Genomic DNA, 18,316 nt, shown 5'->3' on the forward strand with positions numbered 1-18,316 from the left:
GCGGGCCAGCGGTAGATCCACGCTCTGCGTGGATGGCACCGGGGCGGGAGCGCTAGAGCTCCCGCTCCATTTCCACGGCGTCGATTCCGGCGCCGTGGCCATCGGGCACCACACGTGTCACCTGGAAGCCGAGACCGGAATAGAAGCCCTGGGTGTGCTGGCTGGTGCTGAGCGCGATGCGCTTGATCGAGGGATCCGCTTCGGCCTGGCGCAGGCGCGCCAGCGCCAGTTCGCGTCCCAGTCCATGCCGGTGCAGCGCGCGCTGCACCATGCCCCAACAGAAACCGGCGCTGCCATCGCCGCGGCGCGACAGGCCACCACAGGCAACGACGCGGTGGTCGCGCTCGATCACCTGGAAGGCGCAGTCCATGGCCTGCTCACGCAGGAAGCGTTCAAAGTCGCTGCGCTCTTCGGGCGCGAAGTAGGTGGGCACGTTGCTGTCGAAAATCGACAGGCAGGCGCTGGCATCTGCGGGTCGGTAGAGGCGGAGGTTCATGGGCCCACGATAGACGATCGTCAGTAGATCCACGCTACACGTGGATTCATGGGCCGGATGCCGTGCGTGTATCCCTCAGGCCGAGATTCCCGCCAGCACCGCATACATCACCACGAAGCTCACCAGGAACAGGTAGACGCCGCCGATGGCCAGGTAGCGCAACACGGTCAGCGCCTTGTTGCCGCCATACACGCGTTGCTGCATCCACAGCAGATAGCCCGGGACCGCCAGCCACAGCAGGGCATACAGCCATTGGCTGGCGGCGGCGAAGGCGGGGGATGCGAGCGCGCTGCTGATGCCGGCGATGAGGAAGGTTGCCAGCAGCACCATCATCAGCCAGCAGTGGCTGTACAGCGCCACCACCAGATGTTCCAGATACCCCATCTGCCGTGGCACGTAGGCGATGCGCAGTACCAGCGCGAACACCGGCATCAGGAAGAACAGGGCACCTGGCAATGCGGTCAGGATCGCCTGCATGTACAGATCGGTCTTACCCCCCATGCGCTGGATGTTGGCGTTGCCGTTGTGCAGGCGCTTGTTGAGCCAGTTGTTGGCGAACCGGGGCCAGCCGGCCACCACGATGGGGTTGGTGTCAGCGTCCCACGGTTTGCCGTTGACGGTGTGGTTGAAGAAGGTGCCGGGCTCGGTCGTGCCGACCTCCTTGCTGGTGCCGGTGAGCTCGGCTTTGCGCTGTGCGGCTGCCGCATTCACCGCCGCTCTGGCCATGGCGAAGCCGGCGTTGCCGGTGGCAGGTGAGCTGGCCTGCTGTTGATCGATCATCGTCAGCTGTTTCGCGCGTGCGGCCTCGACCTGTTCAACGGTGATGGACTTGGCATACAGCGAATCGCCTCCGCCCATGCGGATGTCGTCGACGTGCACGAACAGTTTGCCGATGAAGAACGTAAACAGGGTGAGGATGACGAACAGCCGCAAAGGCTGCACGTATCCGACCCGGCGGCCCTTGAGGTAGTTCTGCGTGATGCGGCCGGGAACCCAGAGATCGCGCAGCGTGCGGAAGATGCGCCCGTCCAGGTGCCAGAAGGATTCGAACACTTCTTCGATGGCATGGCCCACGTGCTTGAGCGGATTGTGCGCCGATTGCCCGCAGCGATGGCAGTAGTGGCCCTGCAGGGTGGTGTTGCAGTTCTCGCAGTCGGCGTGAGCGCTGTCGGTCGAACTCATGGGCAATGGGCCAAGCGTCGGATGAAGGCGCCTACGATAGCGAATTTTCAGGTTTCGTTCAGCTTTGTTTTGGAGTGCCAACGAGCGTGCGTAAGGCGATCAAAAGCATCCACGCGTGGCGTGGATCTACTGATGGATCTGGAGGAACAAGCCCCTCTGTTGAGGGGCTGCCCCGACAGGGGCGGGGAGAGGGGGATTGTCGTGGGCATCCATGCACCCGATCCCGATGCGCGTTGCGCCTCGGGACCCGCCTGCGGCGGTCCGGTTCTGCTCCTGCAGAACCGTCGAACCCCGGCGTGGCTTCTCACCACCCATCCCATCCGCCAGACAAACGCAAAAGGGCCACCCTGTGGGCGGCCCTTTTGCGTTTGTCTGGCGGAGAGAGGGGGATCGGATCAACTCCAACCTAACCCCTTGACCCTGCAACAGTTCGCAAACCGGACATGTGTCCTGTGTTGTGTCCTATCAGGATAAGGGATGAGGTTGTGGGTGTGCTACTCCATTTCGAGCGAATTTGCACGCTGGGCAAGAGGCTTCGTAGAGCGTCCAAGCTAAAAAATCAGCAAGCAAACGATCATCGCCGCCTATGAAACTAGGGCTTCCAGTCCAATCGCATGTTTGCAACAAACTCGTCTCTTCCAAGACTGCCTTTAGCGGCGGCGACAAATACAACAGTCTTTGAGAGGTCGTCTACGATTGCGGCCATATATATGAAGACTCGGCCGTTTCGCTCGCACCAAGTGCACTTCAAGCCTGGCAAAATCTCGTCGTATGCAAGTAGTCGATGGGGGAATTGATCGTAGGACTCGCATTGCGCTTGAACGAAATCAAATCGGTCTTGAGCGGTCGAGCTGTCATATCCATACTCAACGAAAACCTTGGCTAGGCTCACGTAAAAATAAGGATCATAATCCACTACATACATTAACTTTCCTTGTTAATGGACCCGTGTCAGCGGTGCTAATCAGACAGCCTTGTCGTAAAAAGAGTCATGTTCGGCAGCTTGCGCAAGAACTCGTTGGTTCTTGAACTCAGCCAAGAAAAACTCTCTAGGGTCTACTCCGTTTTCTTTCAGTCGGAATCCCTTGCCCTCCTGCGCCGCCTGCGCTATTGGGGCAACAACGTCCCTCAGCCATCCGCTAACGGATTCTTGGTAGGGCATCTTAGCGGCGGAGTTTCTCATGTCGACACTCCTGTGAGTTGGTCCCGGTTGGACCCGAAAATAGTCTACTCCAAATCTGTGGAGCTGCCAAGCGTCTGCCTGAACTGAGGGCCACGAATGCCCACTACGACGGGGGCGCTCGCCTAGTTGAAGGCTTGGACACGCGTTGCCTCGGGAGCCTGATTCATTCAGGTCCGTCAATGATATGTGCATGCAGCACTAACAACAGCATCGGAAGTCCTCAGCACAGCGAAAGCTCCGAACGCACCATCAGACCGAGGCCGGCTCATCACACCTAGCAATGGAGGATGCGCGGGTAGCGGCCGGGAGAGATTCGTTCCATGTGCCTAAGGCGCTTTGGGAAGCTCAACATCGGCTGACGGTCCAATCTTGAACAATACTCTTTTCTCAAGCCCCTGACCAAGGACGACCTGCCACCGAGTGAACCCGACGGAAATCTCCCCAGTAGAAGGAAGGTTGTCCTCCAAGATTACGAAGTCCTGGCCCCTAAACTCGCGCGATTTGGCGCAGACCGCCAATGAAGTTCCCTTCCGTATGAGGTTGCCCAAGGCAGCTTGCGTGTAGTCGGGGCTGAATACACTGGTCTCATCCATCTCGATGCGCACCGAGGGATACGCTAATCCAAACCAAGCATCAGCACCTTCCGATTCAAACCAGGAATACTGATGGTGTCGGCCCAACATGAGGCATGCGCTCTTCCCGCTTTGTGAGGTCCCGATGAGCAAGGGTTCGTCTAAGTGATTTCTAGGGAGGAGCAGCGAAAGCGGTGTGCAGGAACTTGCCGTTGCTACGTGAAAATCGCCTGTCGTAATCACGTCAGCGCCTCCTGGGATGGTTGCTGGAGCTTTGAAGCGGCCCGATCAGTTGCTCCCAGAGAAGCTCTGCCGCGCCTTCCTGGGTAAGCTTTTGATCGCGATTGGAGCCAAACGCCGACATTCCCATGCTAGTAAGGAATAAGGTTTGGTCATCGTGACCAATGGTGAGGGCCTCGTTGTAGGAGTTGCTGTCAAGCGTCTCGCCTTGCATGTAGTGAATGCCTCCGAGCATCCCGCCCAGATAGACAGTTGCCCGGGCCACGTCATGCCCGTCTTCGTAGATGGTGGCAAAGAATCGATTTGCGTCCACGCGCCGGAAAGTGCCCTCATAGCCTGGATTGCGCAACTGGAGTTCATTCAACGAATTCTCAAAGTGCTTGGCAATGTATTCAAAAGTCTCCGCTTTGAAGTGATCCTTGTCCCGCTGCGTGAACGCTTTAGCCAATCGGAGGTTGCTGGAACGCGGTCCTAAAGTTGCTTCGGGAGGGGGGTTGGTAGCCTCGGTTGGCGTAGTGGGGCGGGCAAGCCGCAGCGGAGCTGAGGCAGGCACTAGATCCGCTTTGGTTACGCCCATCTTTCGTGCATGCTCAGCCGCCACAGCGCGAACGGATTTAGCCACTTGCAAGAACGCGTCGTCCAGGTCTGCCCACTGCTTTACGGGCTTGCCATCGGTTGGGGTAGCCATAAGCTTCCCAAAAGGGGCGTGATGCCATTCGCAGGCCCGCAAGATGACAGGGATGACGGTTGCTTCGTCCGATTCGTGCCGCTCCAGCGCACGCTTCATTTCTCGGTCATAGCAGTAAGGAGAGGCAAGGAAGTCGGGACTGACTAGAAGAAGGATGATGTCATCGGAGTTGATGTGCTCATCAATCGTCTTATCGATCTCCTGGCCAGCGACGATCCTGCGGTCGTGCCACGTTTCGATAATCCCCTGATGCTTAAGCATTGCGAGCTGCTTCTCGAGCTGGTCGCGGAGTTCTTCGTCTGCGTGGCAATAGGAAAAGAAGACGCTAGGCAAGATCATGCTCCTTCGGGCGCTGGGGCGTAGCTACGTGGGATAGATTCTATCCAAAAGCAGGCGATTCTGGTTTATGGCACCAAACGTGCCATCCCACTCCTAAAAATCGCTGTTTGGCGTCGCGGCGGGTGAGACTAAGAGGTGATTTAATGGGGCCTCCAACCCAGTGGAGGTGTGAAAATGAAAGACGGCATTTACCACGTTCGCTTTTCGTCAAACATGCAGGGCGTGGGCGAGGGCATCGCTGTATTCAAGGGATCGGGTGTCAATGGGGGCGACTCTGGCTACACGTATTCAGGGGTTATGCAGAGCACCGACGCCGGCTTTACGGCCAAGCTGACTATCAAGCGCTGGGATCCGGGTTCTGAATCTGTGTTTGGTGGGCTCGACCAGTTCGAGCTCGAGTTCCGGGGCAGCGCAACTCCATCGGGCTTTGTTGCCAAGGGCAGCATCGTGGGGCACCCGGAAGCTACGTTGACAGCGGAAGGACGCTACTTGGTCCCTGCGGCCTAACCGTCCCCAACAAGAAGGCCCCCAAGTAGGGGGCCTTCTTGTTTCTGCAAACGCCATTAGGCTTGGGTCAGTTGTGCGTAAAGCACGAAAAGGAACATCGGCAGCCCGCTCAGCACTGCGAAGGCTCCAGCAGCGCCCAGCAAGGTGAGCACCGTCATGGCCCACCACTGCCACCAAGCGAACCCCTTATCCCTAGCCTGAGCCACTCGAGCCTCGGCAGGGTAGAGACGTCCTACCTTCCGTGTTCCTCGCCGGGCCATAAGCGGCCCGACAATGAACCCAAAAGGTCCAGTGAGGAGCAGGGCACCCGAATACCACCAGAAAAATCGGTCCCGTGGCGTCATGAGATTGCGGCGGGCGGGCACCGGCTGGTCAAGCAGGGGAGGGGGCCCGCTCATTTGGCGTAGGCCCTCCAGCTCCCTGACTCCTTCGCATACCTAAGGTTCTTGCTGACCGGAATGGGCACCTGGCGGCCGCCGATATCGATGGAGACTTTCCCCTTGGTGTCGCAGCGGTAGCCCTCCACGTCTTGGGCCTCGACGCATCCGGTCAGTTCGAAGTCGCGGATGTCGCCAACCCGTCCAGCCCCGCTTTCCTCCAGAAGGGTGGCGAGTGCCCTTTCGGCCTCGTTAGTAGACGGCGGGCCGCCGCAAGCAGAGAGGGTCAGTGCAACGGCCAAGCCGGCCAGGGGAAACCTTGCGTTCATGGGTCAATCCTTGAGGATGATGATGGGGCGGCGGTAGGCCGCCCCGGACGGGTAGAGAAAGAGAGGGCTTACCGGTCTCGATTGCCTTCCGGCTTGAACCCCGCAATCCACATCCGACTGTCCTTGAACGGGGTCAGCATCCCCGACGCGCCCGGGTGCAGGTCAGCGGTCTGGATGAATCCAGAAACCCACGCCACCCTCAGGGCCACGTCGACCGCCTTGTCCGAAACGCCAGGGCGGCTGACGTTGACGACAAACGGTTGGGCGGGCGGGTTAGGACCGGTAGACCGGCTGGCCCCGGTATTGGCCTTGTTGGACGGCACCCGAACGCCGGTGAGGCTGTCGCGGGCTTTCCAGAGCGCCGCCGTGTTGAGCTCAGCCATGTCGCCCAGGTCGTCGGTCTCCGTCAGGGCTGCATTGGCGCAGGTCTGGAAGACCTCCGTCGTAGACGAGGTGGCGCTGGTCCAGATTTTTGCCTCGACGGTCCAGCAAGGCAGGGACGCCCCCCATTCCTGGAACGTCAACGCCACGCGGGGCCAGTCCAGCCGGCCTTGTTGTGCGAGCTGGTGGTTATCGGATTTGAACAGCCCCCGGATCTTTCCGGCCCCGCTGACCGGGGTGTAGATCGCTTCATTGCCGGCAGACTGAGTTCCGCTGGCCCCGGTGGGCTTCACTCCAATCATCTGGCCGCCAGCATCTTTCAGGCTCTTGCCCAGCTGTCGAAAGAAGCCCGGCTTCTCTGACTCCGGGTTGGACTGGCTGGCTTCTTGGGCGGAAGCGACGTGGGCACTCAACAGCAGCGTGGCCGCCAAGGCGGTGGCCATCCTTGTCTGGTTCTTCTTCATGAAAACCCCTGTGGTTGGTCGGGAGAGTGCTACATTTCATGAAGAGTCTGCCATGCAACGAGGGACCGCGTCATGCTGTCTACCCAAGTTTTCAACATCCGTTCACTTGCCCAGCACCTCCGCCCGCTCTTTGTTCGCCGCCCGCCTCAAGCAGGCCAGGGAGCTGCGCGGCATCGCCAGCCAGCGAGCGCTGGGGGTTCTGATGGGGCTTGATAAGAAGCTGGCCAGTAGCCGGGTTAACAGATACGAGACCGAGGTCAGTGGTATTGACCTGGATGGACTGGGGAAGCTGGCCGACGTGCTGGGCTTGCCGATGGCTTATTTGGTTGCCGAAGATGAGGTCATTGCGGACGCCATTTTGGCTCTGTCCCGGATGAGCCGTAAGGAGCGAGTGCGCGCCCTGCGAGCACTGATTGAAGCGCCCGCTCCGTCAACCCAAGACTGACCTAGAGGCGCAAGAAGCTGTCTAGCCACGACCAACATGGTTCACGGGAGCGGCCAAGACGCGCCTTCTCATGAACCATGTTGAATGCGCTATCGTGAGGCCATGAATCCTTTAATATCAATAACTTGTAGTGAATTTTTGGCTTTGAAATGGTGTAGCTCTATCTAGATACTGTTGTTGAGGATGAGAAAAACTTCCAGCATCGATCTCCGAGCGGCAAGTTATGACACTTATCCAGTCCATCCTCGATTTCTTTGAACGCATGGCCTCCCAGACGGACCCGGTCTTTGCTGCCGCGTTGCTCCTCGTCGTAATGGCTCTTTCTCTGGTGGGGATGTCCCTTTACGTAGTCTTGGCCGCAATCAGGAAGCGGAAAGAATGAGCACCAAGTGGGGAAGCTTCCCGAAGGCGGCAGTGGACTCTGGAAAGTTGGCCTCCCTCACCGGGGCCAATGGGGAGGTGGGCACGCACATCGCCGCCCATAAGGTCTATTTGGCGCTCGCGCTAGAGGTGAACTTCCATACTCGCCAGGTCGAGATGGGGATGTCATTCCTGCAGGATCGCACCGCCCTTGCTAGGCCGATGTTGGGCAGAGCCTTGTCGGCCTTGGAGCAGGCTGGCGTGTTGCAAGTAGAGCGTGACGGCTATCGGAACCGCTACACGCAGCTTCTACACGCGCCGAACGCCTTTAGGCAGGTCCCGAGGTTTGTGACTAGCCAAGCGCTGAAGTTCAAGTTCAATAGAGGAGTGACTGTCTTGGCAGCTTGGAAGCTTCTGCCCGTCCTGCTCTTCTTGCGAGATGGCAAAACAGGTGACGCGCTGGCCATGCATGAGACGCTCCAGCGCTACTCACGCGTGCGACCCGAACATGTTAGTGCTGGGATCTCGCACTTGGTCGAGTGGGGGCTGGTTAGGCATCGTCCCACAGAGAGCAACCGAAACGGTCATCCAAGCTTCGTCTATCGACTGACGGGTGAGTTCGGAGGCGGGGCACCTGAGAGCGGTAGCTCGAACACTCCCGTGCTGAAGCCGAACACTGTCCCCTTCTGAAAATCGGATAGTAGTCGGAAGGAGGGCCGTGTCTGCGAGATGGCGTGCTCGTAGCGGCGCATAGAAGATTGCCATGAGTGAAGAGAGTGAAGACCATGGCCGCTGCTTTCGAACTGGGAGGGGGGATGTTCATCTACGTAGATGAGTCCGGCAGCTTCGTTCCTGCGACGAGGAACGACAGTTGGTGCGTCGTTGCGGGTTATGTCGTGCCGGAGGTGGCCAGGAAGCGGGTAGAGCAGTCGCTGGCACTGCTCAAACGGCGTTTGGGGCGCGGTATCCAAAATGAGGTCAAACTGAAAGACCTATCAGAAGCAAACCTGAGGCGCTTCCTGGGCGAGCTCGGTAAGCTCGAAGCAACGCTCTTCATCTCTGCGATTGACCTGGGCCATCAAGACCCCGAAGTGGTGGTGGCCCATCAAGCAAAGCAGGTCGAGAGCGTGAGAGCCAATCGTCCAAACATGCTCTACGAAGAGGGGCGTGCTTCCATCGATGATCTATCGGGCAGGTTGGAGCGCCTGTCTCCGCAGCTATACACCCAGATGGTGGCGCAAATCGACCTGCTGGATCAGGTCTTTCGGATGACTACGCTCTACTATGCCCAGCGCATTCCGGCCACGCTGAGCAGCTTCAAGTGGCGCATGGATGAAAAGAACTCGGCCCGCCCTCTGTTTGAGCAAACGCTAACCCACATGGCACCTGCCCTTATCCAGGCGAAATCTTTGAGGGAGCCTGGAATCCATGTGGAAGGGTTCGACTACTCCCACTTTCAGAAGCGTTTTAGAAATGCCCCCGAAGACATTCCAGCCTACCTGCAAGAGGCGGCTGGCCACACCATCAAGTCAGCGGTGAACTTGGGAGCTGTCATGCGGGATTCGAAGTTCGTCCGCTCGCATGATGTTCCTGGCGTGCAGGTGGCCGACCTATTGGCGTCTGCATGGCGTAGGGTCCTGAGAGGGGAGTTCGAAGACAACGACGGCATCGCGTGTCTTCTTGGGCGTCTGACAGTTCAACGGCAGACGCCGAACCCGTCCATCCATCTCATGTCATTGGGAGAAGAGCGGTTTGCGGAAGGGACGGCCTATCTCGCGGCCTTGAGTGCAAGACGGAGCGCCAGACCGATGGTCTACAAGAGTGCGGCCACTGGTCATACTCGCCACAAAGCGAAGCCTTGACATAGTTACGTGATGGAAGCCGTTGGGAACCTAGAGTTGAGTCGTCCCATCAAATCCTCCCATTCACGGTCAAACATGGAGGCTGTCGCGCCATCTTTACTGAGCTCGGCATCCTTTAAGAACTGAGGAAAGAGGTAGCCCTTGAATCGGTGGCTGGACTTTTCGGTAAAGATGCGCAGGCCATGCTCACTGATGGAGTCAACCACTTCTGGCAGCGCAGCGTAGCAGACAATGGAGAAGGGATACCGCTCCTGGAGGTCCCTATCCATCCCTCGTGCCTCCAGCTCCTTCTTCACGAGGCCGGTGAGCGCATCCACAGACTTATGGCTAAAGAGAATCCAGTCCTCCAGAGTCACTATCAGGGAGTAGATAGCTCCATCCGGCAGCCTGATGCCGGCACGCCCTGATGTTGCATCCAATATGTTGCGATAGTTCTGAACGACCGCCTTTGCCAGGCGCGCCAGTCCGGACTCCAGATCGCCGGGATCCGCCGCAAGCCTTGCTGGGACGGGAATGCGCATGGTCTTGCACTCCACAAAAAGACTTGTGGATGTGTCCCTAAGCAGCCAGTCGCTTCCGTGGTGCTGCATCTTGCCAACAAAATACGGTGCAGGACGCTCAGCTGTCGCCTTACCGGTTAGGTGGCTAAAGCAATCGCCTACTAGTTCCTCAAAGGCTTCGCCATACGCTTGGGCGAAGCCGTCGGCATCTGCTAAGTCATAGAAGAGCCCAGCCAGAAGGCGCTTACCTAATAAGGAAGGCCGTGGACATGTCAGGCGATCGGGAGCGTCAGAGCGAAGCTGGATCAGGGGCTTCACGACGATAGGATTCGGAGTGTAGTCCCAAGATGAGTCGTAACGAGCATCCAGAGCACAGCGGTTCCGCAGTAGCTTAGGCGTGCCGCTGATGGCGGCCACCCTTGCCGCCACCGCGGACGAGTCCAGCCCAAGCATAGCCAGTTGCGGCATCAGCGCCACTTCGTAGTTCCGCATAAACAGCGCCTGGGTAGCCCCAGCCAGGAGGAAGTAATCCTCAGCGGTCAGCCCTAGGGCATTAAATACAATGTTTGAAAGGCGGCCGCGCTTATAGAGCGACCAGTAACGGCCGAAGTAGGCAGCGCTAGAGCGATCGAAATGAGGCAACTGCTGGTGCCCGATTCGATGCATCGTTGTCCAGATGTCGAGGTCGCACTTTGCCTTGAACTCGCTGTAGCCTCGAATGGCATTGTGCAAGGTGCCGAGGTCAGTCCAGTTGCGTAACGACCGGCGCGCCCCTTTTGAAGGCCCCGCATGTTGTAGGATTTCTCTTACGTAGAGGTCCAAGTAGAACTCAAAGACATACGGTCTGATCTGATCCGGCAGCCCTGGGCGAGAGTGGGAATATTCGATGGGCAGGCCATACCCATGGCCGATGTGCAGGCTGTAGGCCCAGATATGAACCATGGAGTCTCGCAGACCAAAGCTGGCAGCGATCTTTGCGAGTTGATCGTAGGTCACGTTGAGGCCTCTTCCGATGAGGAGGCCCATTATCAACCCTAAAGCAGGCCTGGCGGACGCCGGTGCCGACATGTCGCCCGGGCCCGCTTCTGCGCGAGGCTATCAAGGGTAGAACTTCCGGGGGTCGGACAACGCCCCCTTGAACTGCCCCGCTTGGTAGACCGGAAGCACCACGTCAGGGCGATACTTCTCCAGGACTGCGATCTGCTTCGTTCGTGCCTGCGCTGGCTTCTTGTGGAAATAGGCCTCGTGCAGCACTGGGACCCGCTTGCTGATGGAGTGGCCGGTGACCAAGGCAATGTCCTCATCTGCCACCCCCATGTGGTGTAGCTCTGTGGCAAGGGTGTGCCTGAAGGCATGGAACCCGACGCCTTTAGGGAAGCCCAGGTCTTTCATGTATCGGCTGAATTGATTGAGCACGCCTTGGCTGTAACGGGCGTTGGTATCGCCACTATCTCGTCGCACGCCTGCAGACAGGTGGGGGAAGAGGCGAGGATGGCCACAGGCTCGGATGTCCTCCACGAACGCCAGGAACCCCGCATCGAGCAGCGGTTGGGGAATGGGGAGCGTTCGGACGGCTGCTTTGCCTTTTAGGCTTTGGCGGCTCCGGTTCCTGTCTCTGTGGCTCAGGTCCGCGTCTACCGTCTTCTGGATCTTGATGCACCACACGCCAGCCTCCTGGACGATGTCGTTCAACTTCAGCTGAGCGACTTCATTGATGCGCGCTCCCGTATGGAGTCCGATCATAGGCACCCACCACCGGTGGGGCGCTTTCATTGCCCAGGGGATGAATGTGTTGGGGGCAAAAATGCGACGCAAATCCTCTTCGTCAAACAGACGCTCTGCCTTGTCGGGGTCAATGACCAGATCCTTCTTCGCCTCAGGGAAAAAGTGCATGGGAGAGCCCACAATGGCTTTCGCCTTGTCCAGCCGGCCAAAGAAGGTGACCAGGAACCGTCGGTGCTTTTCTACGGTGGCCGGTGCGGGCGGTTGGACGCGGAGCGCCTTCCCCTGGGCCACCGCCTGCTCATACGTGTAGTTCCGATACTGAGGGTCTGACTGGAGAAGTGGTGGAGCCCAGCGCATCAGCTCCCAGAGTCGGTAGATATGCACGTGGTCGACCCGGGACACCGGAATATCCCCGCAGGCCATAAGGAGCATCTTCAGTGACCGCGCTGTGGCTTCGATGGTGTTGCGTGTCAGGCCCATGCGCTCGCGGTCAGCCAGGTAGTCCCGGATCTCGATAGACAGCAATCGAGCGGGAGCGGCCACGGGGAGAGGCTCAGGGTGGCGCGTGCCATTCTTTCCAAGGAGCGCTCGACGGGTCCGCTCGCAGGCGTCGTTGATGATCTCTTGAGCATGAATGGCTGCTTCTCGGCCAGTAACGATCATTTCGCCGATGCGGACGCGGCCAATGCGCACGTCTGTCAGTTTGAGGGTGCCAGTTGGGTCTGCGAGGTAGGAGTTGATCTGTTTCGAGGTGGGGGAGGTCACTGCGTTGCTTCCATCTGAAGGATGGAAGTACAGATACTGCGGGTCTAAAAATCGTCAACGAAAAATCGGCTTTTTATTCGCGGCCTTAGGCATCGCCTGAGAGGTGACATTTTGCACGTCGGGCTAGCCAATCGTACCGCCCTAAGCCGCGCTGGCGTTTACTTTAAAATCAATGGCTTGTGCGGGTCAGGTCGGTCCATTTTCGGAGTCATTACCGTACTGTTTAACTGAGGTAACCTAACAGTTCATTTTTTGAAAATGAACGCAGGATAAATGTCAAAATTTAGTTGTTAGCGTTTATGTCTGTTTTTCATACTCTCCGCCTGCCACCCCTTGGTGGTCAGGAGAGACGACATGGCAAAAAACGAACAGACGAGCCCGAAGGCAGCGAAGGCCGCAAGTGCTGTTTTGCGTGACGATCGAACCGGCAGTAAATCTAAGACGGCAGCGGGCTCAGCCCTGAGCCAAGCTCCCGACAAGAGCAAGAAAGGCAAGAAGTAATGCGGTAGAGGGGGCCAGCATCTACCGTGCTGGCCTCCACTGTCGGCAGTGCGCAATGCTGTTTGAGCCAACGATGGTTGGCACCACACCCTTGCTAAGGTGGGCCCCGAAGCGATTTCATGGAGGAAGAAATGACAGGTTCAGATGTTCAGGGGGATGCCTCCGGTGAAGAGCTTATCCGCCAAGGAATTTTGGATGCCCCGGTGTCTAGGGAGGATTTGGAAGCCTTTGGCTGGCAGCAAGAGCTCGCAAGCCTATCAGGCCCGGTTAGCCGCTGGACCACTGTGGCTGAGCTACGTAAGCGCGGCGATGAAATAAAAGAAGAGCGTCCGCAAGATGCCGCGATTCTGCGTCTGCTCTCAGCCGCTATCTCAATGCACATGGTTGTCGGGACGCCTCAGCCCTATGTGGCCGCACTCCAGATGAGCAACGGCCGGTCTGCTGCCCCAGACGATCTGGGCATACACGATCTGGATGCTCTTGAGATGATGGCTGAAAGGGCCCCAGATGCGTGGGTTCGTGCGCGGCTCTCCGACGTGGCCTTGCAAGTGGCTCCAGTCTACGAAAGGCCTGGTTGGCAACTGGGGGCGATGGCGGCTCGCGCACATCTTGAGTATTCGATGCGCTCGGATGACCATGCAGTGTCTCGAAGAGAGAGCCTACAGCGGGCAATGGAGCTGGGATGGAGATACCTCCGGCGCGATACCGAGTTTTCGGAAGCACTATGGGTTACTGCAAAGTCACTCATGCATCAAGGCCTAGAAAAGTCATGGCCGGGCGTCAGCATTCCGATCGCTGAAGAGATCCGGAAGCGGAATCGCTCCATGGCTGCGGAGGCTGCTGAAGCCTTCGAGCAACAGGGCGAGACGTTGCTTGCCAGTGGTCCATCTCCAGATGCCGTGGACTTGTTCCGAGAGGCTGCTGCGCTGTGGCTCGCCGCAAAGGATCCCTCTCGGGAGCAGATCGCTCACCACAAGAGCGCGGATGCATTGATTGGCTTGGCTCGGACGCCGGGGCAAGCCATGCTCCAGGCCGACCGGATGGCCGAGGGCATTGCCGTGTTGCGGCGTCACAAAGGAGACAGGACCCGCATCAAGGAGTTGCAGGCAGAGCTGGCCGACATCAGGTCTCGCATTCTCGGGGAGATGAGCACCTTTTCTCACCAGATCGACGTGTCCTCAGTCGTCAAGCATGTCCGAGAGCGCGTCACAGCCCCGTCGCTGGCCGACGCGCTCTTGCAAGTGGCTTTTGCGTTCTCCAACTGGGTCAACGCTGAGCAGGTTCGCACAGAGGTAACAGACAACGCTCGGCGGTTCATTTTTACCGGGATGTTTCGTCAGGTTACCTATGACGCCAACGGCGTTCCCGTGGACTCAACTGCGCCATTTGACGCTTCTGATGAAGCGGAAATGGAGCGGCGTATGGTGAATCATGTGTCGCAGCACGACCATCCCATCCTGGCGCAGGTGGCCATACCCGCTGCTCTAGATGTCCTACAGGGAAAGTTTGAGCCTACCCTGGCCGACATCGTCGGGATACTGCATAGCTCGCCGGTTACACCGCGCGGCCATGAATGGTCGTTGGCACGAGGAATCTTGGCGGGCCTTGAACTGGACTGGGAGGAGGCTGCGGTGTTTCTCATTCCCCAAGCCGAGCCATTTGTGCGCGCGGCATTCAAACGGGCCGGCATCCACACTCTGTCCAATAGCAATGCGACGGATGGTGCTGAAGAGGAAAAATCCCTCAACGAGCTCTTGGCCCACCCAGATGTGGGGAGCGTTCTCTCGCCTGATTTGATTTTGGAACTTAAGGCGCTGCTGACGCACAAGGCTGGGCACAACCTCCGGAATCGCTATGGTCACGGTCTTATCTCGGACGACCAGTTGGCAAGCGTGGGGACAGTCGCGCTCTGGTGGACGATGTTGAGGTTGGTGCTTTGGCCCTTCCGCGAGCGTATGGTTGAAATGTGGGAGCAGGCCAAGAGCTTGAAGAGCGAGGGGGATGCATAGGCTTGGTTGGGCGGGCGCGAGCCCAGCGGCACGTGTCTTTCGGCTTAGGTCTCCGACCGAAAAGCGATTGAAGCAAGAGCGCACTTAGGCATCCTGACGGATGCGTGCGCCAAGGGCTGCGCCCCTGGAACCCCAAGCCTCTGCGAGGCTTGCCAAAGGCAAAAGTTGAGCCATAAAGACTTCTATTTCTTAGGAGTTTCCATGGCTATCTTCCACGCGGCGGTCAAGACGTTCAGCCGAGCCAAAGGCCAATCCGCCGTCGCCGCAGCCGCCTATCGAGGTGGCTTGCTGCTGTCCGATGTCATCACCGGGCAGCAGCACGACTACCGCCGTCGGAGCGGCGTTGTCGAGACCTTCTGCCTCGCACCCCCAGATGCGCCCGACTGGGCACTGGTGCCCGGCGAGCTCTGGGCCGTCGCGGAGGCCGCTGAGCGTCGTAAGGACGCTACGGTGGCTCGCGAGTTCGAGCTGTCGTTGCCCCATGAGCTTTCGGAAGAACAGCGCGCACACCTGGCGTTTTCCATCGCCGAGGCCTTGGTGGATCGCTACCAGTTCGCCATCCAAGCTAGCATTCACTCCCCTGGGACCCCGGACGGGCTCAATCATCACGTGCACCTGCTTGCCAGCACCAGACGCATTGGGCCGGATGGGTTTGGCGAGAAAACGCGCGAGCTCGATGGGGGCGTGTCGGGAAAAGTACAAGTCCAGTGGGTCCGGGAGATGGTTGCTGAAACGACCAACGCACACCTTGAAGCGGCTGGCCTGACGGTCACAATCGATCATCGGAGTCTGGCAGAGCAGGCTCGGGCGGCGTCGGACCGGGGTGACGAACTCCGAGCCGTAGCCCTATCTAGAGAGCCCACGAGACACCTTGGAAAGGCAGCAACTGCGCTGTCCAGAAAGGGCATGGACAGCCGGCTTGTAGTGGAGAACGACGTCATAGAGGTCGGCAACGTCGAACATCTGGACCATCTCACCCTCCAAGCTGGGCGCGAGGGCAGGGCAGTTCCCATGCCTGCGTCGGTCGGTCATGGCCAAGGTGGCCGGCCGTCCTCCATGCAGGGCTTGGCTCCTGGACTCGAGATTCGAGGCGTGTCCGGGATGCGGCTGTCTCAGGTCGTGGCCCTCCAGCACGAAGCGACCGAAGGGCAGCGCCCGGTCAGTCTCGTCGAGCGTGTGAGTGATGCCTTGCGCGACCTGCGGGACATCGCGCGCGCTAGGGCAGACCTGTCGACCCAGCGCATCCGTGCTGGTCTCGAATGGGCTCAAGCCGAACTGGCAAAGGCTGGGGAGACGGTCCTCTTGCGGCAGTGGATCACCAAAGCGGTTCTTCAGGTCCGGGCACTGCGAGCGGCGATCCTGGGGCGTGCCTTGCGATTGGTGTCGCTGGGCAGGGCTGAACGCCTACGTCACCTAGCTCAGCACGAATGGGAGCGCTTCAACACCGACTATCCCATGGGAACCAACGGCTATTCGCGGCCCGAATGGACGCAGCGCCGGGAGCGCCGCCTGTCTGCGCTGGAGCAGCGGACCAAGGAGCTCGAGAAGGCGCGGTTGCGCGGGTCGGCTGAGGCGCTGGCAGAGGTAGATGCGGACATCCTCCGCAAGGCGGTCGAGCTGGAGGCCCTCCCTTCGCCGTCCCAGTTCGCTCTTGAACGGCAGGCCATTTCGTCGGCTGCAGGGAACTCCTCCGCGCCAGTTTTGAAGCCACGGCCGCCCACCCTCCATTGAACGAAAGAGCCCCGCGAATGCGGGGCTGGTTGTCATGACTGCGTCCGGAGACGTTTTCCGGCTAATGCACTAGCTCGGTAAGGGCTGATGGTGCCGCGTGCGAGTCACCCCTGCGGGTTGTATTCCGATGAGTCCCAGATCAGCAGATCAAGTTCGGCCAGATTTTTCGCGATGTAGCCAGGGTTTGCGCGGAGGGCCGTCCGAAGCTTCTTCGCGAGATCGATGTATTTCGAGCCTTCGCTGGATCCACGCGGAGCGCTGAGTTGATGCTTGACCAAGAAGGCACGAACCGGATTGTTGAGGACGGGGTAAGAGTTAGGGAATCGAAGGCAGAGCATTTCCGACAGGAAAGCTCGGCGTGCTGGATTGGCGCGATCATGAAGGCGGTCTATCTCTCGCCTGACGACATCATCACGGTCTCGCTTGGAGGCATCTTCAATGGCGATGAAAGCTTGGGCTATCTCCTTAAAATCTGCCGCCATCCCCAGTCTCTCCCATCCTCTTCCTTGCAATCGATTGCCAAGCTCAAAGCTCCAGTGGCTTGGCAGCAGTTCATAAAACTCGTTGTTCTTTATCTCGCCTTTCGCAGTTCGCCTGAAAAGGGCCATGAGTCCTTTTTTGTGCTTCTCAAAGGCCTTCATCTGTTTCTGGCGTTCCTGGACACGCTCCTCAGCGTTCGCGGGCCAAGGAAGCTTGAAGGCTACGGTGGGGGCCTCGTCGGCGAAGGATGCCTTGTTCTCATCGTTGCCGATTTTGGGCGGACGGACTGCTTCCGTGTAGAGCTCCAGCCAGTCCTCTGAAACAGGGATGGATGATTCCTCGATCCAGTCTATCCAAGCTCTGACATCATTGAACTCACTGGCGGAAATCGATACGAGGATGTTCGCTTCCACATTGCTGTTGAAGGCTGCTTTGCTTAGGTTTGAAGAACCGATGATCATGAGCGCGTCACCGCTCAGGTCCTTCCAAATGACTGACTTGGGATGAAAGCCGCGGATTCCATCGGCAACCAGGAACTCGGCCTTTCTCGATGGAGCTAGCCACCTCAGGACCTTCCGACAGGCATCTTTTCGCGTAATGCCGAAGTCCTTTCCAACGATGAATCGGAATCGCTTGCATTGGGGCGATATCTTTAAAGCGTCGTCCCACTCAGTCAGGTATGCGGAGACCACATACAACTCCACCGCTTCTCGGAATGCCTTGGTGTAGCGATGGCCAAGCTGACTTTTCTGCTGGCTCTGATGTAAAAACAGTTCCATGTTTCCCCTTTGGTGATCGCTTGGAGCGTTCCGTATTGGTCCTTCGTATGAGCGTTCCGCCTGAGTTTTACGGGAGGGATGGACCGCTCACGCGCTTCGGCGAATGCTGTTGTGTCTTAACTGGCTGGAGACCGCGAGCCTTCCGCCAGTCTTCCTGCGAGGGGAAGGTGGGTGGTAACTGTTCGCGCTCAACCGTCGAGGCTCGTGGAGATGGTCGACAGGTCGGGCTGGATGTGTAGGCTTGCTGGGCCTGGCCGTGGGGTGAGCCAGCGAACCTTCGCATGAGCAGCGCGGCGACATCAATGGCGTGTTGAACGTCGATTTCTCTGGCGTTGACGTCGCGCGTGTCGCTCTGGGCTATTAGGGTCGGGAGCAGGCGGCTGGCGATACGGAGCTCAACA

At 58.7% G+C, this 18,316-nt stretch carries 17 protein-coding genes; 7 read left to right on the plus strand and 10 right to left on the minus strand.

The window, feature by feature from the left end; genetic code table 11:
- Positions 1 to 52: 52 nt before the first annotated feature.
- From V3B25_RS07180 to V3B25_RS07195, 4 genes are all read right to left on the minus strand, one after another.
- Positions 53 to 496 carry a GNAT family N-acetyltransferase gene (locus tag V3B25_RS07180; protein ID WP_329810379.1) on the minus strand — a complete coding sequence of 148 codons (444 nt, stop codon included), beginning with the start codon at positions 494 to 496 and terminating at the stop codon, positions 53 to 55.
- Positions 497 to 571: 75 nt separating this feature from the next.
- Positions 572 to 1,678, minus strand: coding sequence for a DUF3667 domain-containing protein (locus tag V3B25_RS07185; RefSeq protein ID WP_329810380.1), 1,107 nt, complete (start codon positions 1,676 to 1,678; stop codon positions 572 to 574).
- A gap of 964 nt (positions 1,679 to 2,642) precedes the next feature.
- Positions 2,643 to 2,861, minus strand: a complete 219-nt coding sequence (locus tag V3B25_RS07190; RefSeq protein ID WP_072168251.1) for a hypothetical protein — start codon at positions 2,859 to 2,861, stop codon at positions 2,643 to 2,645.
- A gap of 816 nt (positions 2,862 to 3,677) precedes the next feature.
- Positions 3,678 to 4,700 (minus strand): toll/interleukin-1 receptor domain-containing protein, encoded by a 1,023-nt coding sequence (locus V3B25_RS07195; RefSeq protein ID WP_072168249.1) that lies wholly within the window; start codon positions 4,698 to 4,700, stop codon positions 3,678 to 3,680.
- 174 nt (positions 4,701 to 4,874) lie between these two features.
- On the opposite strand from V3B25_RS07195, the gene V3B25_RS07200 reads away from it, so the two are divergent.
- Entirely contained in the window at positions 4,875 to 5,207 is a 333-nt protein-coding gene (locus V3B25_RS07200) for a GrlR family regulatory protein (RefSeq protein ID WP_072168248.1), read from the plus strand.
- 56 nt (positions 5,208 to 5,263) lie between these two features.
- Here the strand turns inward: V3B25_RS07200 and V3B25_RS07205 are convergent, their stop codons facing one another.
- The 3 genes from V3B25_RS07205 to V3B25_RS07215 form a co-directional block, all read right to left on the minus strand.
- On the minus strand, positions 5,264 to 5,605 hold the full coding sequence (locus V3B25_RS07205) for a hypothetical protein (protein WP_072168247.1): 342 nt from the start codon (positions 5,603 to 5,605) through the stop codon (positions 5,264 to 5,266).
- A complete protein-coding gene (locus tag V3B25_RS07210) occupies positions 5,602 to 5,913 on the minus strand; it encodes a hypothetical protein (protein WP_072168246.1) in 312 nt (103 codons plus the stop codon). The genes V3B25_RS07205 and V3B25_RS07210 overlap by 4 nt, the downstream gene beginning before the upstream one ends.
- A gap of 68 nt (positions 5,914 to 5,981) precedes the next feature.
- Positions 5,982 to 6,758 (minus strand): hypothetical protein, encoded by a 777-nt coding sequence (locus V3B25_RS07215; protein WP_329810381.1) that lies wholly within the window; start codon positions 6,756 to 6,758, stop codon positions 5,982 to 5,984.
- 130 nt (positions 6,759 to 6,888) lie between these two features.
- Here V3B25_RS07215 and V3B25_RS07220 point away from each other — a divergent pair, with 130 nt between their 5' ends.
- The 3 genes from V3B25_RS07220 to V3B25_RS07230 all read left to right on the plus strand — a co-directional run bounded on the left by V3B25_RS07220 (position 6,889) and on the right by V3B25_RS07230 (position 9,425).
- Positions 6,889 to 7,203: a helix-turn-helix transcriptional regulator gene (locus V3B25_RS07220; protein ID WP_072168244.1), complete on the plus strand. Its 315-nt coding sequence runs from the start codon at positions 6,889 to 6,891 to the stop codon at positions 7,201 to 7,203.
- 378 nt (positions 7,204 to 7,581) lie between these two features.
- On the plus strand, positions 7,582 to 8,253 hold the full coding sequence (locus V3B25_RS07225) for a hypothetical protein (RefSeq protein ID WP_239499518.1): 672 nt from the start codon (positions 7,582 to 7,584) through the stop codon (positions 8,251 to 8,253).
- 95 nt (positions 8,254 to 8,348) lie between these two features.
- Positions 8,349 to 9,425, plus strand: coding sequence for a DUF3800 domain-containing protein (locus tag V3B25_RS07230; protein ID WP_239499520.1), 1,077 nt, complete (start codon positions 8,349 to 8,351; stop codon positions 9,423 to 9,425).
- A gap of 5 nt (positions 9,426 to 9,430) precedes the next feature.
- Here the strand turns inward: V3B25_RS07230 and V3B25_RS07235 are convergent, their stop codons facing one another.
- Complete coding sequence (locus V3B25_RS07235; RefSeq protein WP_329810382.1) at positions 9,431 to 10,921, minus strand: hypothetical protein; 1,491 nt, start codon at positions 10,919 to 10,921, stop codon at positions 9,431 to 9,433.
- 102 nt (positions 10,922 to 11,023) lie between these two features.
- Complete coding sequence (locus tag V3B25_RS07240) at positions 11,024 to 12,415, minus strand: site-specific integrase (RefSeq protein ID WP_072168243.1); 1,392 nt, start codon at positions 12,413 to 12,415, stop codon at positions 11,024 to 11,026.
- A gap of 354 nt (positions 12,416 to 12,769) precedes the next feature.
- Between V3B25_RS07240 and V3B25_RS07245 the strand changes: the two genes are divergently transcribed.
- From V3B25_RS07245 to V3B25_RS07255, 3 genes are all read left to right on the plus strand, one after another.
- Entirely contained in the window at positions 12,770 to 12,916 is a 147-nt protein-coding gene (locus tag V3B25_RS07245) for a hypothetical protein (protein WP_164092920.1), read from the plus strand.
- A gap of 119 nt (positions 12,917 to 13,035) precedes the next feature.
- Positions 13,036 to 14,925: a DUF4209 domain-containing protein gene (locus V3B25_RS07250; RefSeq protein ID WP_329810383.1), complete on the plus strand. Its 1,890-nt coding sequence runs from the start codon at positions 13,036 to 13,038 to the stop codon at positions 14,923 to 14,925.
- Between the two features lie 201 nt (positions 14,926 to 15,126).
- On the plus strand, positions 15,127 to 16,656 hold the full coding sequence (locus V3B25_RS07255; protein ID WP_072168242.1) for a MobA/MobL family protein: 1,530 nt from the start codon (positions 15,127 to 15,129) through the stop codon (positions 16,654 to 16,656).
- A 104-nt stretch (positions 16,657 to 16,760) separates the two neighbouring features.
- Here the strand turns inward: V3B25_RS07255 and V3B25_RS07260 are convergent, their stop codons facing one another.
- Positions 16,761 to 17,915, minus strand: coding sequence for a phospholipase D family protein (locus V3B25_RS07260; protein ID WP_329810384.1), 1,155 nt, complete (start codon positions 17,913 to 17,915; stop codon positions 16,761 to 16,763).
- Positions 17,916 to 18,316 lie beyond the last annotated feature (401 nt).

Source organism: Stenotrophomonas sp. SMYL8, from assembly GCF_036320065.1.
Taxonomy (GTDB): domain Bacteria; phylum Pseudomonadota; class Gammaproteobacteria; order Xanthomonadales; family Xanthomonadaceae; genus Stenotrophomonas; species Stenotrophomonas maltophilia_A.

What these genes read in the sequence shown, in the direction of transcription:
- V3B25_RS07180 (WP_329810379.1), bottom strand. Translation starts at nt 496, where the DNA reads ATGAACCTCCGCCTCTACCGACCCGCAGATGCCAGCGCCTGCCTGTCG.
- V3B25_RS07185 (WP_329810380.1), bottom strand. Translation starts at nt 1,678, where the DNA reads ATGAGTTCGACCGACAGCGCTCACGCCGACTGCGAGAACTGCAACACC.
- V3B25_RS07190 (WP_072168251.1), bottom strand. Translation starts at nt 2,861, where the DNA reads ATGAGAAACTCCGCCGCTAAGATGCCCTACCAAGAATCCGTTAGCGGA.
- V3B25_RS07195 (WP_072168249.1), bottom strand. Translation starts at nt 4,700, where the DNA reads ATGATCTTGCCTAGCGTCTTCTTTTCCTATTGCCACGCAGACGAAGAA.
- V3B25_RS07200 (WP_072168248.1), top strand. Translation starts at nt 4,875, where the DNA reads ATGAAAGACGGCATTTACCACGTTCGCTTTTCGTCAAACATGCAGGGC.
- V3B25_RS07205 (WP_072168247.1), bottom strand. Translation starts at nt 5,605, where the DNA reads ATGAGCGGGCCCCCTCCCCTGCTTGACCAGCCGGTGCCCGCCCGCCGC.
- V3B25_RS07210 (WP_072168246.1), bottom strand. Translation starts at nt 5,913, where the DNA reads ATGAACGCAAGGTTTCCCCTGGCCGGCTTGGCCGTTGCACTGACCCTC.
- V3B25_RS07215 (WP_329810381.1), bottom strand. Translation starts at nt 6,758, where the DNA reads ATGAAGAAGAACCAGACAAGGATGGCCACCGCCTTGGCGGCCACGCTG.
- V3B25_RS07225 (WP_239499518.1), top strand. Translation starts at nt 7,582, where the DNA reads ATGAGCACCAAGTGGGGAAGCTTCCCGAAGGCGGCAGTGGACTCTGGA.
- V3B25_RS07230 (WP_239499520.1), top strand. Translation starts at nt 8,349, where the DNA reads ATGGCCGCTGCTTTCGAACTGGGAGGGGGGATGTTCATCTACGTAGAT.
- V3B25_RS07245 (WP_164092920.1), top strand. Translation starts at nt 12,770, where the DNA reads ATGGCAAAAAACGAACAGACGAGCCCGAAGGCAGCGAAGGCCGCAAGT.
- V3B25_RS07250 (WP_329810383.1), top strand. Translation starts at nt 13,036, where the DNA reads ATGGAGGAAGAAATGACAGGTTCAGATGTTCAGGGGGATGCCTCCGGT.
- V3B25_RS07255 (WP_072168242.1), top strand. Translation starts at nt 15,127, where the DNA reads ATGGCTATCTTCCACGCGGCGGTCAAGACGTTCAGCCGAGCCAAAGGC.
- V3B25_RS07260 (WP_329810384.1), bottom strand. Translation starts at nt 17,915, where the DNA reads ATGGAACTGTTTTTACATCAGAGCCAGCAGAAAAGTCAGCTTGGCCAT.